The sequence below is a fragment of the Streptomyces malaysiensis subsp. samsunensis genome (genome assembly GCF_024519315.1).
Lineage (GTDB): Bacteria > Actinomycetota > Actinomycetes > Streptomycetales > Streptomycetaceae > Streptomyces > Streptomyces malaysiensis.
Genome location: NZ_JANIIC010000121.1, coordinates 1 through 15,596 on the forward strand (window position 1 = coordinate 1; position 15,596 = coordinate 15,596).

Genomic DNA, 15,596 nt, shown 5'->3' on the forward strand with positions numbered 1-15,596 from the left:
AGGCTGTCCCGCAATGCATCGGCGGTCCCTGGGTGTCTCACTCGCCGGTCTCTCCGTCGATGAGCTCGCGCGCGACGTCGAGGTGGCCGACGTGGCGCGCGTATTCCTGGAGCAGATGGAAGAGGATTCGTCCAAGCGAGGGCGCTTGGGCGGGTGTCTTGAAGCGGCCTCCCAGCCGTGCCTTGTCGCTCAGGGCGGCAGCCGCCGTAAGAGAGTCCGCGGCGGTCACCTCCGCTTGGTAGGCGGCCATGACCTCCGCGGCGGAGGTGTCGGCGGCGACCGTCCACTCCTTGGCGTCTCCGCCGGGCGGATAGGGAACGACATTCTCGGCGGCGAAACCCCATCGCAGCCATCGGCGCTCGACCCAGCTGAGATGCTGGACCAGGCCGAGGGGAGACCAGCTCAGCGGTTCGACAGGCGTGCGGAGCTGGTCGTCGGACAGCCCGGCAAGCTTGCGTATCAGGGCCTTCCGGTACCACTCTAGGTAGCCGAGGAGCAGTTCATGGGCATCGGAGATATCGACGGCCGGGCCATCGAGGAGCGCGGGAACCTGTTCCGAGGGCTGTTGCATCCCGCGAACGTAGCGCGGCACGCGGTCGGCCGACCTCCAGGCCCCTGGCATGATTTTGTTGTGGCTAGCGTGATCACAGTATCGGAGTCGTCCTGGATAGCCCCCTTTACTGGGCTGAGCCCGTACTGCTTTGGCAAGTTGGTGACCTTGGCGCGCCGCGAGATCGCGGACGAGACGCGGCGCGGGCGGCCGTGGAGCCTGTCACTGGAGGACCGGGCGTTGCTGGTCGTGGCCTACTGGCGCACAAACTTGACGATGCGGCGCTCTTCGGCATCTCCAAGTCGGCGGCCGACCTAATCATCGACCATCTCGGCCCCAAGCTCGCGTACCGGCCGCGCAAGCGGTTCGCGAAGGACCCCGTGCTCATACAGAGGGATTGCATGACAAGCCCATCGCTTGTGCCGCACAACTCGCCTTGGCTACTGGGACGGGGACGATACAGGAGCGGCTGGATACACTGCACCGTCAGGCGCTCAGGACGGCAACGTACTCTGTTTGCGTCAATCCCGTGAAGTGATCAGACGCCATCCGCTTACCGATTACGGTGGTTGCCTGCTCGAACAAGGACCTTGACCAGGTGATCGTCGTGCGGTCGGCGCATGAGGACAGGGCCTCGCGGTAGCTCGGGGTTCCCAAGGCTGTCGAATCCGACGAGCAGTTCCGGGAGGCGCTGTCGCCGCAGTCGCACGCGCGGGGCCATCGGCAGGACGGGTGCCTGTACGGGTGATCCTTCCGAGTGCTGACGGACGTCACATTGTGAACTGCGCCAGATGGCGTAACAAGAAGGCCATAGAGGCGGATCATGCAGCTACGGAGGGCCCGTCGTGGTCGTCGGCTGCGTCGAGCGGCAGTTTCGCGGCCATGGCCGGCCGGGCTGTGCGATCGTGCCGGTCACGGCCCGCGGACCGACTTCTACGACTGCCTGACCGCCTACACTTGCGCCTTGTCGAGCGTCGATCAACACCTCACCGACCCGGCCAAGGCTCCCCGGGACAATCGCGCCCGGCTACAGCCACTGTGTCCGACGATGAGCCACGTGGAAGGATTATCAGGTGAGTTCCGCCCCCACTGAGACCCACAGGGTGACGCCGCATCGCGTGGCCGTCGTCGGCCACGATGGCGTCGGAGCGTTCGAGGTGGCGCTGGCCGTGCAGGCATTCGCCGCGGCGAACGACCATGCCAGTGACGTACTGTACGAAGTTGCCGTGGTCGGGCCCGAGCGGCCCGTCGTCACGAAGACCGGGTATGCGACCAGCTTCAGTATTTTCCCCGACCGCCCCCTGTCCTGGGCGGAGTCGGCGGACACAGTGGTCGTACCCGCGTACCCCGAACGCCTGGATCCGCCGGCCTCCCTGGCCGCGACGATCCGGCGCGCGCACGCGGCAGGCGCGCGTGTCGTAGCGCTGTGTCTAGGCACCTTCTTCGTCGCCGCGACCGGCCTTCTCGACGGTCTCAAAGCGACCACTCACTGGCACTGGGCGGACGAGCTCGCGGCGCGCCACCCGATGGTGCAGGTCCACCCCGAGCACCTCTTCGTCCAGGGGGGAAGGATCTTCTCATCGGGGGGCGGCACGGCAGCCCTGGACCTGGCACTTCATCTGATCGAACAAGATTACGGGTCGGCACTCGCGGCGGAGATCGCACGGTTTCTGGTGGTCCCGCTTCGTCGCGACGGCGATCAGTCGCAGTACGCGCGGTGGGATGTTCCCGACCGGTCGCGCTCTCTGCAAGACACCCTGCGATGGGCCGAGGAGCATCCTGACGAGGCGCTTACGGTGGCTGATTTGGCCCGGCACGCCTCCATGAGCATGCGTACCTTCTCCAGGCGATTCCGTGAAGCGGTTGGCATTTCGCCCATGGAGTGGCTGCGGCGCACCAAGGTGCGCCGGGCGCAGGAACTGCTGCAGCGCACCACGTGGACCGTGGACCGGATCGCCGATGCGAGTGGCTTCGGGTCGGAGGCGGCCCTGCGCTACCACTTCACCAGGGTCACAAATGTGTCGCCGGGTCGGTACCGCCGGACGTACGGCCCGACGCGGGGGCAGCGACCGTCGACGACCACGGTGGCGTGATCTTCAACTTCAACGGCCGTTTCTGAGTGGTCGCCCTGGAGCAGCACGTCGAGCATGGGGATCATGGATATACAACAGCGGATCGAACAGTCGGGCACTGTCCAGATCGGCGACCGCACCGTGCATCGCATGTCCTTCGGCGCCATGCGTCTCGCCGACGCGAACATCTGGGGGCCACCCGCAGACCGGGACAACTCCGTCCGGGTCGCACGCCGCGCGGTCGAACTCGGAGTCGATCACATCGACACCGCCGACTCCTATGCCTTCGGCGTAACTGAAGAGATCCTGCGCGAGGCGCTGCACCCCTATCCCGACGACCTGCTGATCGCGACGAAGGTGGGTCAGGCGCAGGTACGACCGCGTGTGTGGGAGCCGGTTGGACGCCCCTCCTACCTGCGTCAACAGTGCGAGGCGAGTCTGCGCCGCCTGGGCGTGGATCGAATCGGGCTGCTCTACCTCCACCGCGTCGACCCGAAGGTGCCGTTCGAGGATCAGATCGGCGTGATGAGGGAGCTGCACGACGAAGGGAAGATCGCCCGCTTCGGACTGTCGAGCGTCACCGTCGAGCAGATCGAGACGGCTCGGGCGATCATCGACGTCGCGGCCGTGCAGAACATCTTCAGCGTCGCCGCCCGTATCGGCGAGGAGGTCCTCGCCTACTGTGAACGGGAGGGAATCCCGTTCGTCTCATGGTTTCCGATCTTGAGTGGCACACTGGCGACCCCGGGTGGCGTGATCGCTGAGGTGGCAATGGAGACGGAGTCGACGCCCGCGCAGGTCGCTCTGGCATGGCTGCTGGCTCGGTCGAAGATGATATGCCCCATCCCTGGAACATCCTCGATCACACATCTCGAGGAGAACGTCGCGGCGTCCGCGCTACGGCTGACCGACGACCAGATCGCTAGGCTTACCACGGCTCAGTTGCCCGAAGACGAACTCGCACAGTTTCTAACATCCGGTTCCGCCGGAGAATAGCGAGCGCTCGCGGCATAGGATTGGCCCAACGGCCCCCACTCCGGGCGGATTCAAGGGTTGTTGCACCACGTGGTCGGGTCGATGAGGCCGTGAGCAGTCATGCAGACGCATCGCTGGGGACCGGCGAGCCACCGTCCCCGTCGGCCCTCAAGCCGATCAAGGTGTACCCGGTCCGTGAGGAGAACGGCGAGATCCTGGTCGGGGGCCTGGAGGGCTGACGGTGCGGCCGGTGTTCCAGCACCACCGGCCGCGTACGCCACAAGCACGTCTCGGTCCGCGGACCCAGCGCCCCGACCGGGCGCGCTGCGCTTCCGGTCGCTGGGCTGCCCGCGGTAGCGGGGGCCGAGGAGTATCCGAGCAGAGATCACCGCTACGGCGTTCAGTTTCCTGAACGCTTCGGGCTCACTGGTCAGTGGCGGCCTTGGCGGAACGGGTTGTACGCCTCGAACTCGTGCCGGGCGGCAGCCAGGGCCCAGTCCCGCTCTCGCTCGGCCTGCTCCAGCCGCCACGTGGCCCGCTGCACCCGCGCCAACGATGCTGGTCCTCATCCGGTTGCGAGCCCTCCAGGGGTGATTAAGGCAAGGCCGGAGTGGGCCATCCGCCTGTACGCGTTGCGACCCTTCTAGGGGTGATGACGGCCGGTGGAGGTGCGCTGCGACACGGTCGGCGTCTGCCTGTTGCGACCCCACCAGGAGGGATGCCACATGCTCTACCTCGCCATCGCCGGCACGTTGCGACTCCTCCAGGGGTGATGACGGCCCGGCCGACGATCTGCTTGGCCGGGTCCTTGCCCCGGTTGGGAACCCGCCAGGGCTGATGACGACGTGCACAATGCTACGGGCCAGGTCTGGCGGTACACGTTGCAAGCCCGCAGAGCTGATGACACTCCCGGCCTTTGCGGGCTTCAGGAGGTAAGGCGCATGCGTAAGGCAAGGCCCTCGGGACTGGTGGGCTCGCATGTTGAGGCGTCGCGTATCCCTGCCAGGGTCACCCCTGTGGCCACGCTGAGCGATGGCCGATGGCTCTTGCTCTATGACCACACTCTGGTGTGCTCTCCTGGAGTCGCTTATCATCCGAGAACTGATTGAGGGCGTGACCTCGCGGCTGCGCGGACCTATAACGGCCCGCCGCTTCCCAGGGGTTACACCGTCTCAGCCAACCATCGTGCTTCGGTGGTCGGGCTGAGGCGGCATGTCTCGGAACGGCCACCCTCACAGAAGGATGTCGGCCGTTGAGTTCCGGACCTTTGACGCGCCTCTTGCTTGGCTCACCGTCTACCAACTCCCGCCCTACGCACCCGACCTCAACCCGGTCAAGGGCATCTGGTCAGTACTGCGGCGCACCACCACGGCCAACCGCGCCTTCGCCGACCCACCCGACCTGATCAACGCCGTCCGGCGGGGCTTACACCAGCTTCAGTACCGCCACAACGTTCTCGACGGCTGCCTCACCGGCACCAGACTCGTACCCACCCCTGAAGGGTGTCATTCGCAAAGCCCCAGGTCACCCACCATACGGCAATAAAGACACCCTTCAGGCCCCTACACACCCCCCAGACACCGATCCGATGGCCGTGCCGTCGGAGTCGACGGCCAGGGCGGCGCCGGGCTGGCGGGGCGCGCTCCCGCCCACCGCCACCACGGTGGCGACGGCGAAGTCACGGCCCTGTTCGCACCACCGGGATAGCTCGTCGGCGATGTCCAGCATGAGTGCTCCTGGGCAAATGTGTGGAGAGGTGACCGAGCTGTCTGACGTTCAGTCGACCCTTGTGAGGCTGAGGACGACGTGGACGAGGAAGCCGGCCTCGCAGGCAGGGCCCGACGAGCAGGTCCGGCCACCTTGGGCACGTCGGCGCCATCAAGGCGGTGACGCCACCGCGCCCCGTGTGCAAGCGGACTGGCGGTGAAGTCGGCTTCCCGGACTTCCTGAGGGGGGTGGCCGCGCGGGGCCCGAAGCGGGACAGCAGGTGGAAGGTTGCGCCGAGCAACGTGGGTGACACGCTGGCTCGACGGGCCGGCGATCGGCGAAGAGCCCGTCCGAGCAAACTGAGACCGGCCGCCGAGGAAGACGCCCGGCGGCCGGGGATGCCGCTGGGCGTCGCTGTGTGGTCAGCCGCTGAGGCTGACGCGGTTGGTGTCGGTTTCCGGCATGGCTCCGGCGAACGTGCGGACACCGGAGACCACGAGCAGGACGACGGGGATGTGGAAGTAGGGCACGCTCTGGCTCGACTGGTCCGGCACTGCGGACGACGGGATGATTACGGGTTGGTCGGTGCCGGTGCGGGAAGAATCCGGCCGGTCACCTCGCCGAGTCCGACGACAGTGCCGCCCGGTCCGGCCGCAGTGGCCGAGATGACGACTTCGTCGCCGTCCTCGAGGAAAGTCCGGGTTCTGCCGTCGGGGAAGGTGACCGGTCGTCTCCCGTCCTCGGTGAGTTCGAGGAACGAGCCGAGTTCGTCGGATCCGGGGCCGCTGACGGTCCCGGAGGCGAAGAGGTCACCGGGGCGGATCGCGGCACCGTTGACCGTGAGGTGGGCGAGCATCTGGGCCGGCGTCCAGTACAGCGCCGCGGCGGGCGGCGTGGCTACGAGGTGGCCGTTCCAACGCGTCTCCAGGCGCAGGTCCAGCGCGCCCCCGGGACGGTCGGTGAGATAGGGCAGGGTGGGGTGATGCCGGGCGGGCGGGTCGAGGCGAGCGGCCTCGAGAGCGACGAACGGCACGATCCATGGCGAGATCGAGGTGGCGAACGACTTGCCGAGGAACGGTCCGAGCGGCACGTACTCCCAGGCCTGTAGGTCCCGGGCGCTCCAGTCGTTGACCAGGCACACCCCGAAGAGGTGCTGCTCGGCTTCGTCGACCGGTACGGGGCGGCCGAGGACGGAGCCGGCGCCGACGACGAACCCGACCTCGGCCTCGATGTCGAGGCGAGTGGAAGGGCCGAACACCGGTCCTTGCGCGTCGGGATCACGGCGCTGACCACGAGGGCGTACGACATCGGTCCCGGAGAGGACGACCGATCCGGAGCGTCCGTGGTAGCCGATGGGCAGGTGAGTCCAATTCGGCGTGAGGGGATCGGCGCCGGGCCGGAAGATCCGGCCGACGTTACGGGCGTGGTGCTCGCTGGCGTAGAAGTCGACGTAGTCGCCGATCTCGATCGGAAGATGCAGCGTCACGTCGGCGAGTCGGTACAGGCGGGGCTCCGCCCTGCCGCGGTGCGCCGGGTCGGTCAGCAGTTCCTGCAGACGTTCGCGTACGGAGGCCGCGTGCTTCGGACCGGCGGCGAGCAGCCGGTTAAGGGAGGGGCCGGTACACGACGGGTCCTCGAGGACAGCCATGTCGAGCACGAAGTCGCCTACGCGGACACCGGGCCGCGGTCCTGTGCCATCGGTCGAGAACACGCCGTAGGGAAGGTTATGGACGCCGAAGGGATCATCGGCCTCCAGGTCGAGCCATGTCACGACGCGACCGCCTGCGAGGTGTGAGCAACGCGCGCCTCGCGCGGGGACATGCCGTATGCCGCACGGAACTGGGTACTGAACCTGCTCGCATCGGTGAATCCGCAGGAGCGGGCGATGTCCCCGATCGGACGTTGGGTGAGTTCCAGCAGTGATCGGGCGGCTTCGAGCCGGGTGGTGCGAACATGGTCGCGCATCGTGGTGCCGGTCTCCTGGAGCAGCGTCTGGACGTAACGGGGGGAGAGGTGGAGCGCCGCGGCGACGTGGCCGGTTCCCAGCTCGGGGTTGCCGAGGTGGGTGCGCACATGATGCAGGATCGCGCGCCGATGGGCCTCCCTGGTGGACTCGGTGAGCTCACCGGACTCGTCGATGGCAGCGGTGAGCAGGCCCATCAGGTGGGCGCAGGCGAGGTCGAAGGCGCTACCGGAGAGGCGGTCCGCCTCGGCGACCTCGCTCAGCATCGATTGGACGATCCGGCCGAGGCCACTGCGGATGTCGAGGGGCACGGCTGTTCGCGGCTGACGGCCGAAGGCGGTGACGAGGTCGGCCGTCGGCACAGTGAGCATCACGGCGGTGAGTGGGCCAGGCTGGCTGAACCGGTAGGCCCGGGCCTGGTCGATGATGGTCATCAGGCCGGGTTCACATACGACACTGCGGCCGTCCTGTTCCTTGCGGAACCGGCCGCGCAGCGGGGTGATGATCTGCACCATGGGCTGCTCACCGCTGTCCGCCCGGCGGGCGATGTCGAGTTGTTCGAGCGATCGCCACCGCACCACCTGGTTGTGCGCGGAACGCTTCAGCTGGAGCAGGCCGTGGTAGTCGTCGTGGTCGCTGAACTGGATGTCCATGGGGCAGTGCACTCGCCGGACGAGATCCGACCAGTACCCGGTGCGCAGCTGGGGGGCCACGTGCTCAGTGGAGTGGCGCTCGTTCCGGAAGGAGTCGTTTCGAGTCACTCGCATCCCGCTCGCCTCCTTCCCGCGTTCCGGCGATGGTCGCGCTTTTCGCCAGAATAGGGTGCAACCGGTCCACCTGGGCAGACGTCGTGTCGCGTGCATCAGGCCAGCCGTACCCCGGTACGGGCGGGGGTGGCGGCGGGGACGGGGACACCGAAGTCGACGTCTCGGGTCTCCGGTCCCCAGGCCCCGCCGATCACGACCAGGATCCCGCCGAGTACGAGCAGGGGGATGCCGGTGTACTGGATCGGCATGACGAGGTCCAGCGCGGCCTGGAAGTACGCGTAGAACGACGGGATGATCACCGCGAGGCTGTAGCCGAGTCCGAATCCCGAGGCCCGGACCCCGGTGCGAAACCGCTCGTTGACGTAGGTGGTCGCGACGCCCCAACAGGCGAAGCCGCACACCGTGGTCGCCACCGTGAGCGCGGTGGTCCCGGCGAACCCCGGCCGCAGGCCCACGGCGAGCCCGTAAAAGATCGGCGTGGCGACGGCGACGACGACACCGCTCCAGATGAGGAAGCGACGGCGTCCGATGCGCTGGCTGAGCACACCGCCCCCGATGATCGAGCCGGTGGTGAGAATGTAGGTGATCACGAGTGTGAGCGTGGCCTTGGTGTAGCTGAGCCCGATGGGGTCCCGCAGGAGGGCCGGCAACACGGCGGCGGTCGGCTGGACGGACAGCCAGAAGCCGCTCATCAGCACGAAGACCTGAAGGAAGTCCTTACGGCTGTCCCCGGTGAACAGTTCCCGTAGCGGCGAGACGGTGCGTGTCGTCGCGGACTTCTTCGACGCAGTGAACGCCTCGGACTCCTCGACCTTGCCCTTGTAGTAGATCGCCAGGCCCCACGCCATCAGCCCGCCGATCACGAACGGAATCCGCCAGCCCCACTGCACGTACGCGGAGTTCAGTGTTCCCGCCGGCATCGCGGTGAGCAGACCGAGGGCCAGCAGCGAGATCGAGAAGAAGGCCATCGGGTAGCCGGCCTGGATGATTCCGCCGTACAGGCCGCGCTTGTGCTTGGGGCTGTACTCCATGGCCAGCGGGCTGGCCGCCGTGTACTCACCGCCGAGGAAGATCCCGTCGATGAACCGCAGGACGATCAGGAGTGCGATCGAGGTGAGCCCCCAATGTTGGTATCCGGGCAGCGCGCCCATCAGCAACGTTGCGGTGCCGAAGCCGGTCAGTGCGATCGTCGTGACCCGCTTGCGGCCTATACGGTCGGCGAGATGGCCGAAGACGAACGCACCGATGGGCCTGCCGAGGAGTGTTGCGGCGAAGACCGATCCGGTGATGACGCCTTTGGTGCCGCTCGACAGGTGAGCGGGCGTGAAGTAGATCAGCGCCGGGGCGAGGACGACGATCGGCAGGTAGATGTCGAACATGTCGACGAAGAAGCCGAAGAAGCCGCCGCGAATGGCGCGGCGTGCCTCGGGCCGGAGCCCCTCAGGTCTGGTGGCTCTGCGCGATGTGCTCATTGTGGTTCTCATTTCGGGTGCGGGTGCGGGTGCGGGTGCGGGTGCGGGTGCGGGTGCGGGTGCGGGTGCGGGTGCGGTGGCGAGGTCGGGTTCAGACGCAGCAGGGGATGGGACCGCCTACCAGGCGCATGGCGTCGGCGAACGCGGTGTCACGGTCGAAGGTGAAGCCGGGAGCGTTCTGCTCGGCATAAGCGCGGTGGAGATTGAGGACGATGCGCTCACTGTCGAGCCACGACTCATAGGTCGCATCGAGGTCGGCGGCCATGTCCAGCGCTGGCCTGCCGGTGCGGATTCCATCGTCGGCCAGGGCAAGGACGTGGGCGAGGTAGCCGTCGAGCAGGTTGAAGCAGCGACGGATTGCGACGGCGCCCGTGAGTACCGGCCCGTGGCCGGGCACGACGATCTCGGGCTCGAAGGTCCGCAGCAGCGACAGCGCACGCCGCGCTCCGGACAGGCTGCCGGCCAGGGCGAGGGGAGTGATCCCGTCGAAGACCAGGTCACCGGCGAAGAGGATCCGCTCCCGCGGCAGCCAGGTGAACAGGTCACCGGAGGTATGGGCAGGGTAGCCAGGGTGATGCACTTCGACGGTGTGCTCGCCGGTGTGCAGTGTCAGCCCGCCCTGGCAGGTGACGGTCGGCGGCCGGGCCACCAGGCCGTCCAAAGGGAGAGGCGGGCTCCAGAACGAGGGCGGCGTGTCCAGGTAGGTGGGGCCCAGCAGGCCGGCCCGGGTGTCCGGATGGCCGATCACGACGGTGGACTTGGGAAGGAGGCAGTTGCCGAACGTGTGGTCGGGGTGGACGTGGGTGTTGACGACGGCGGTGATCGGTGCCCCGTCCGTCGCCTCGGCCACTGCACTGAGAAAGGCACTGGTCCGGGACGCAGTGGTGCAGGTGTCGACCAGGACGACACCGTCCGTTCCGCAAATGGCACCGGCGTTGTTGATGAACCACGAGCCGTCCGGCTGGATCCACGCGTGGACTCCGGGTGCGAGCTCATGCAGGGCGGCGTTGTGCACGACGGCCGGATCAGACATCGGTGCTCTCCTTCGCATGCGCACGTTCGTCCGCCACTCGGCGGATCGCGCGCAGGATGTTGACGTAGCCGGTGCAGCGGCACAGGTTTCCGGCGATGGCCGCCTTCGCCTCCTGGTCGGTCGGGTCAGGATTCGCGGCGAGCAGGGCCCGCACGGACAGCACCATTCCCGGGGTGCAGAAGCCGCACTGCATGCCCTGGACCTGTACGAACGCCTCCTGCACGTCGTCCAGCTCGCCGGGCCGGGCCCGGCGCTCACCGTCCACGTGCCCCTCGATCGTCTGGACGGAACGGCCGTCGGCCTCGGCGGCGAGGACGCAGCAGGACTTCACCGTGTTGCCGTCGAGTACGACTGTGCAGGCCCCGCAGCTGGCGGTCCGGCAGCCGACGTGCGTGCCGGTCAGGCCCAGCTGTTCGCGCAGCAGGTCGACCAGGGTGCTTCGTGGATCCACGGCCAGGTCGATCGATTGACCGTTGACGATGGTCGAGATCGGGACGGACATGGCTCTCACCTCCTGTCCAGGGCGAGTCGGGACGCCCGGCGTGTCATGACGACTGCCATGGCACGCCGGTAGTCGGGGGGATTGAAGGGGTCATCGACGATGGGGTCCGGCGCGTGCAGCGCCGCCGCCCGGATCTCGGCCTCCAGGGCATGCGGAACGCAGGTCAGCGTCACCGGGCGGCTCGCCACCCCACCGACTGCGACGCGCAGCCGTTCGCCCTGGCGGACTGCGGCAGCGGTGATCGTCGGCGGCGCTCCCTGGACCCTGCCGAGGCGGGCGAAGCCCGCCGCCGGGGCCCGTGGCACCCGTACCGCGGTGACGACCTCGTCGGGGCGGCGAGCGGTGCGTTGGGCGCCCAGGAGGAACTCGGCGACGGGGACGCGGCGCGTGCCCTGGCTGCTGTCCAGCACGACCGTCGCGGTGAGCGCGGTGAGCGCGGTGAGTTCGTCGGCGCCGGGATTGGCGTAGGCGAGCGCCCCGCCGAGAGTCCCGCGGTTGCGGACCTGGGGGTCTCCGATCCCGCCGGCGGCGTCGGCCAGTACACGACAGTGCCGGTGCACCCGTTCGTCGGCGGCGAGGCGGGCGTGGGTGACCGTCGCTCCGATGACGAGGTCGTCCTCGTCCTCGTCGGCCTCGATCGTGTCCAGGCCGACCACACGGTTCAGCGTGACGAGCCGGTCACGGCGGCCGATCCCGCGATTGAGCAGCGGCATCACGCTCATCCCGCCGGCCACGAGCGTGACGTCGTCACCCCGCTCGGCGAGCATGCGTACGAGCGCGTCAAGCGTGGTCGGCGCCGCGTAGGACACGGTGTTCACGCGGCACCCCCGTTGAGGGCCGCCCACACCCGTGCGGGAGTGAACGGGGCACGGGAGAGCCGGACATCGTGTTCGCGCAGCGCGTCCTCGATGGCGGAGGCGATGGCCGCCGCCGGCGCGCTGATCCCGGACTCGCCGACACCCTTGCGTCCGTCCAGGGTGAACGGCGACGGGGTGCTGCGATGCCCAATGACGGGAGCGAGTGACTCGCGCGCGCCGGGGAGCGTGTACTCGCGCAGCGTGTGGGCGAACGGCCGGGCGTCCTCGTCGTAGCTGATCTCCTCGTACAGGCTCGCGCCTATGCCCTGGAGCACGGCGCCGTGCAGCTGCGCCTCGGCGAGCAGCGGGTTCACGATCTCCCCGCTATCGTGGACCAGGACGAAGTCCTCGACCCGGACCACACCGGTCTCCTCGTCGACCTCGACCACGCACGCGGCGGAGGCGAACGACCAGGTCGGGTACTGGTTGTAACGGCCGTCGACATCGGGTTGGTGGTGCACGTTCGGGATGCGGTACGAGCGCGTCGCCTCCAGGCCCGGTGGCAGCCCGGTCATATGCCTGCCGTGCGGGTTGCGGTAGATCTCGGCCGCGACGGCGTCCAGCGTCAGGGTCGCGTCGTGGGGACCGTGTACGGTCCCCTCTTCGATCCGTATCCGGCCCGCGTCGGTCCCGAGCATGCTCACCGCCACGGCCTCGATGCGCTCTCTCAGTTCGTCGGCGGCCAGCCGGGCGGACGTCGCGCCGAAAGTGAGGCTCCGAGAGCTGTAGTTGCCGTTGCCGTACGGGCAGGATGCGGTGTCGCCCTGCTCGACCCGGACCCGCTCGAGGTCGCAGCCGAGCGCGTCGGCGACCACCTGTGCGATGCCCGTCTCGTTGCCCGTCCCGGGAGACGTGACCCCAGTCAGCACGGTGACATCGCCGCGCGGGCTGATCCGCACGGTCGCCGAGTCGGTCCCGCCCATAAGACTGTCTGGGCGGGACGACCCCTCCGGCGTCAGCTCGTGCGCGAACCCGATTCCGAGAGTGCGCCCTTGCTCACGAGCCTCGGCCCGGCGCCGCTCGAAGTCGGCGTAGTCGATCAGCTTCGCGGCCTCGGTCAGTGTCCCCTCGTAATCGCCGGAATCGGTGATCCAGCCGCAGGGCTGGGTGTAGGGGAAAGTGCTGGAGGGGATGAAGTTGCGCAGCCGGACCTCAATTCGATCGACCCCCGTGGCGCGGGCGACCTCGTCGAGGATGCGTTCCATCACGAAGCACGACACCTCCTTGCCGAAGCCTCGGTAGGCCTGCCAGGGCCCCCGGTTCGTCACGACACCACGCATCCGCACGCGGACGTCGTCGATCTGATACGCACCGGGGATGCAGCCGGCCGTGACGATGCACATGGCCCAGCCCGCGACCGTCGTCGGCGCTCCGAGGTCCGCGACGAGGTCAACCGTCAACGCCGTGATCCGCCCGTCGGGCCGGAACGCCACGGCATAGTCACAGCCGACGTCGCGAGAGTGGCCGGCCGCAGTCAGGTACTCGTTGCGCTGTTCGGTCCAGGCCACCGGCACGCCCAGCCGGATCGACGCGACGGTGGCGAGCACGTCCTCCGGGAACATTGGCAGCTTGGATCCGAATGCTCCGCCGACCTGGGGCTGGATCACCCGGACCGCGGAGTCGGACAGGCCCACCGTGGCCGCGAGGAGCGTGCGGAGCACATGCGGAGACTGGGTGGACGCCCAGCAGGTGAGCGTCTCGCGGTAGGGGTCCCACGACGCGACGATCCCGCGGGGCTCGATCGGTGACGCCGCGATCCGGCCGCAGCGTAGCGAACCGCGCCGCACCCGATCGGATCCGGCCAGTACGACGTCCGGATCGCCCTTGCTGAAGGGGTAGTCGACCATGACGTTGTCAGGCCAGCTCTGCTCCAGCGGTTGGCCGGTCAACGCCGCCGATGCGTCGGCGAGCACGGGCAACGGTGCGTACTCGACGTCCACCAGCTCCAGCGCCGCCCGGGCTGCGATGAGGTCGACCGCGACGACCGCGACGACCGGCTCACCGACGTAACGCACCACGTCCACCGCGAGTGGCACTCGATCAGACTGGCGGACAGTGAAATTCGCGAAGGCCCCGCCCGGCCGGACCACGATGCCATCCGCCGCCAGGCTTGCCCCGTCCAGGACGAGGGAGACCTCCGGAAGTGCCGCGGCAGCCGAGATGTCGAGCCGCACTATTCGGGCATGGGCGTGCGGGCTGCGGAGGACTGCCATGATCATCCGGCCGGCCGGCCGGACATCGTCCACATAGGTTCCAGCGCCTGCAACACTGATCACATTGTTCCGTCCCGGCACGGAACGTCCGACGTGCTTCATTCTTGACGACACCTCCTGACCTGCGACGATGCGGTCTCGGTGGGCTGAGTGACCCAATGCCGCACACGCTAGGCGGTGGCACACATTTGTCACTACGGGGAAAAGCGAACGAAAAGTTGCGCTCAAGCGCACGGCGGAGGACGGTGGCATGTCGCGAATTCGGCGCCGGTCCGGTCGAGCGCCTGGCTCAGGTTGCGTTCATCGTTGTGGATGTTGTTGCCCGAGAACGGCGCTTCGCTGACGAGGAACTGCGGCATGTTGTCCAATCCTCAGGGCATGGTCGAGTTTCTATTCCCGGTGTCGGGTACGGCAGTGGTGGAGCAGGCTGGCCAGCGAGTGCGGGTCGACGCGGACGCGACGGTGGTGTGCGGCCTCGATCGGCCGCTCGGGCTGTGGCACAGCCCGGGCTTCGAGGCGCTGGCTCTGGTGGTTCCGGAGAGCCGCTTGGCGGCTCGGGCGAGTTGGTTCGATCAGTGCCTGAAGGTATTCGAAGGCCGTCGGGGCCTGGGCAGGGTGGCATTCGATCTACTTCGGACGGTTTCCGTAGAGGGCAACGCGCTGGTGGCCGCCGAATTCGACGCGGCGTGTGAGCGAGCCCTCGACCTGGCCTGCCTCGCCGGTTCCGGAGCCCGAGAGGCCGACAGCAGCCATCGGTCCGCAGCGCGCGCGACCATCCGCCGCTTCGTCGCCGACCATGTGGCCGACCCGGAGCTGGACGGACACATGGTTGCAGCCGCACTGGGCTGGTCACGACGCTATCTGCAGGCCATGCTGCACGATGAGGGCTTGACGCTCAGTGAGCTGATCCGCAACGCACGGTTGGATATGGCTCGCGTGCGACTGGAGCAGGAGCCGGCTCTCCCGATCGGCTGGGTTGCCGTGGAGTGCAGGTACGGTAGTCACGCCGCGTTCTCCACTGCGTTCCGATCCCGGTTCGGGATGACACCGCGAGAAGTCCGCGAAGGCCAGGTGCGTTGAACCAGAGCGTCGTGCGTTGTTGCCCGGATGGCCACCGTGCGGTGTTCCGGCGGTGGCGTTGACAGGGGCAGCGCGCTCGGCAGATCCACACCGGTGGGATCGAGCGGCGGGAAGACTCCGGTGAAGAGGTGGCCTCGGGGATCCGGGTCCGGCGTTGGCCAGGGCACGGCGGGAGGCCTCCACGGGCGCACATTCCCGCAGAGCCACAACCGTGTGGGTGCCGGAAACGGTGTCACCCTATGCGACCTGCGTGTATTCGTGGATGATGCCGCCGAGTCGATCGCGTCGATGGATGCGAGTGTTGTCGGTGGCGGTGGGTGGTCCGGGTTCGGTGAGTCGGTTCGGCGCCCGTTGTTCGAGGGATCGGTGCGGCCGGTGTTGGTTGTAGTGCTTCGCGTACTCACT

General features: G+C 68.0%; 15 protein-coding genes and 2 pseudogenes. 6 read left to right on the top strand and 11 right to left on the bottom strand.

Annotated elements, in window-relative coordinates:
* Nucleotides 1-37: 37 nt before the first annotated feature.
* Complete coding sequence (locus NQU54_RS46660) at nucleotides 38-571, bottom strand: DinB family protein (protein WP_257636344.1); 534 nt, start codon at nucleotides 569-571, stop codon at nucleotides 38-40.
* Nucleotides 572-631: 60 nt separating this feature from the next.
* On the opposite strand from NQU54_RS46660, the pseudogene NQU54_RS46665 reads away from it, so the two are divergent.
* The 5 genes and pseudogenes from NQU54_RS46665 to NQU54_RS46685 all read left to right on the top strand — a co-directional run.
* Nucleotides 632-939 (top strand): annotated as a pseudogene (locus tag NQU54_RS46665) (helix-turn-helix domain-containing protein); the annotation flags it as partial.
* Between the two features lie 684 nt (nucleotides 940-1,623).
* Nucleotides 1,624-2,643, top strand: a complete 1,020-nt coding sequence (locus NQU54_RS49890; RefSeq protein ID WP_257636345.1) for a GlxA family transcriptional regulator — start codon at nucleotides 1,624-1,626, stop codon at nucleotides 2,641-2,643.
* A gap of 63 nt (nucleotides 2,644-2,706) precedes the next feature.
* Nucleotides 2,707-3,618 carry an aldo/keto reductase gene (locus NQU54_RS46675; RefSeq protein WP_257636346.1) on the top strand — a complete coding sequence of 304 codons (912 nt, stop codon included), beginning with the start codon at nucleotides 2,707-2,709 and terminating at the stop codon, nucleotides 3,616-3,618.
* Nucleotides 3,619-3,707: 89 nt separating this feature from the next.
* A complete protein-coding gene (locus tag NQU54_RS46680; protein WP_257636347.1) occupies nucleotides 3,708-3,836 on the top strand; it encodes a Rieske (2Fe-2S) protein in 129 nt (42 codons plus the stop codon).
* A gap of 1,003 nt (nucleotides 3,837-4,839) precedes the next feature.
* The gene (locus NQU54_RS46685) at nucleotides 4,840-5,142 is read left to right on the top strand and encodes a transposase (protein ID WP_441005764.1); all 303 of its coding nucleotides are present in this window, start codon (nucleotides 4,840-4,842) and stop codon (nucleotides 5,140-5,142) included.
* Between the two features lie 18 nt (nucleotides 5,143-5,160).
* On the opposite strand, the pseudogene NQU54_RS46690 reads toward NQU54_RS46685, so the two are convergent.
* From NQU54_RS46690 to NQU54_RS46735, 10 genes and pseudogenes are all read right to left on the bottom strand, one after another.
* Nucleotides 5,161-5,325 (bottom strand): annotated as a pseudogene (locus NQU54_RS46690) (XdhC family protein); the annotation flags it as partial.
* Between the two features lie 401 nt (nucleotides 5,326-5,726).
* A complete protein-coding gene (locus NQU54_RS46695) occupies nucleotides 5,727-5,858 on the bottom strand; it encodes a hypothetical protein (RefSeq protein WP_257636348.1) in 132 nt (43 codons plus the stop codon).
* 17 nt (nucleotides 5,859-5,875) lie between these two features.
* On the bottom strand, nucleotides 5,876-7,075 hold the full coding sequence (gene fahA / locus NQU54_RS46700; protein WP_257636349.1) for a fumarylacetoacetase: 1,200 nt from the start codon (nucleotides 7,073-7,075) through the stop codon (nucleotides 5,876-5,878).
* Nucleotides 7,072-8,034, bottom strand: a complete 963-nt coding sequence (locus NQU54_RS46705; protein WP_257636350.1) for a helix-turn-helix transcriptional regulator — start codon at nucleotides 8,032-8,034, stop codon at nucleotides 7,072-7,074. Before NQU54_RS46705 ends, fahA begins: the two co-directional genes overlap by 4 nt.
* A 95-nt stretch (nucleotides 8,035-8,129) precedes the next feature.
* Entirely contained in the window at nucleotides 8,130-9,506 is a 1,377-nt protein-coding gene (locus tag NQU54_RS46710; RefSeq protein WP_257636351.1) for an MFS transporter, read from the bottom strand.
* A 91-nt stretch (nucleotides 9,507-9,597) separates the two neighbouring features.
* The gene (locus NQU54_RS46715; protein ID WP_257636352.1) at nucleotides 9,598-10,539 is read right to left on the bottom strand and encodes an MBL fold metallo-hydrolase; all 942 of its coding nucleotides are present in this window, start codon (nucleotides 10,537-10,539) and stop codon (nucleotides 9,598-9,600) included.
* Complete coding sequence (locus NQU54_RS46720; RefSeq protein ID WP_257636353.1) at nucleotides 10,532-11,041, bottom strand: (2Fe-2S)-binding protein; 510 nt, start codon at nucleotides 11,039-11,041, stop codon at nucleotides 10,532-10,534. Before NQU54_RS46720 ends, NQU54_RS46715 begins: the two co-directional genes overlap by 8 nt.
* Before the next feature lie 5 nt (nucleotides 11,042-11,046).
* The gene (locus NQU54_RS46725; RefSeq protein ID WP_257636354.1) at nucleotides 11,047-11,859 is read right to left on the bottom strand and encodes an FAD binding domain-containing protein; all 813 of its coding nucleotides are present in this window, start codon (nucleotides 11,857-11,859) and stop codon (nucleotides 11,047-11,049) included.
* Nucleotides 11,856-14,174, bottom strand: coding sequence for a xanthine dehydrogenase family protein molybdopterin-binding subunit (locus NQU54_RS46730; protein WP_257636355.1), 2,319 nt, complete (start codon nucleotides 14,172-14,174; stop codon nucleotides 11,856-11,858). The genes NQU54_RS46725 and NQU54_RS46730 overlap by 4 nt, the downstream gene beginning before the upstream one ends.
* Nucleotides 14,175-14,335: 161 nt before the next feature.
* A complete protein-coding gene (locus NQU54_RS46735) occupies nucleotides 14,336-14,470 on the bottom strand; it encodes a hypothetical protein (protein ID WP_257636356.1) in 135 nt (44 codons plus the stop codon).
* Here NQU54_RS46735 and NQU54_RS46740 point away from each other — a divergent pair.
* On the top strand, nucleotides 14,469-15,191 hold the full coding sequence (locus NQU54_RS46740; RefSeq protein ID WP_257636357.1) for a helix-turn-helix transcriptional regulator: 723 nt from the start codon (nucleotides 14,469-14,471) through the stop codon (nucleotides 15,189-15,191). The two genes, NQU54_RS46735 and NQU54_RS46740, sit on opposite strands and share 2 nt — an antisense overlap.
* The last annotated feature ends 405 nt before the right edge of the window (nucleotides 15,192-15,596 follow it).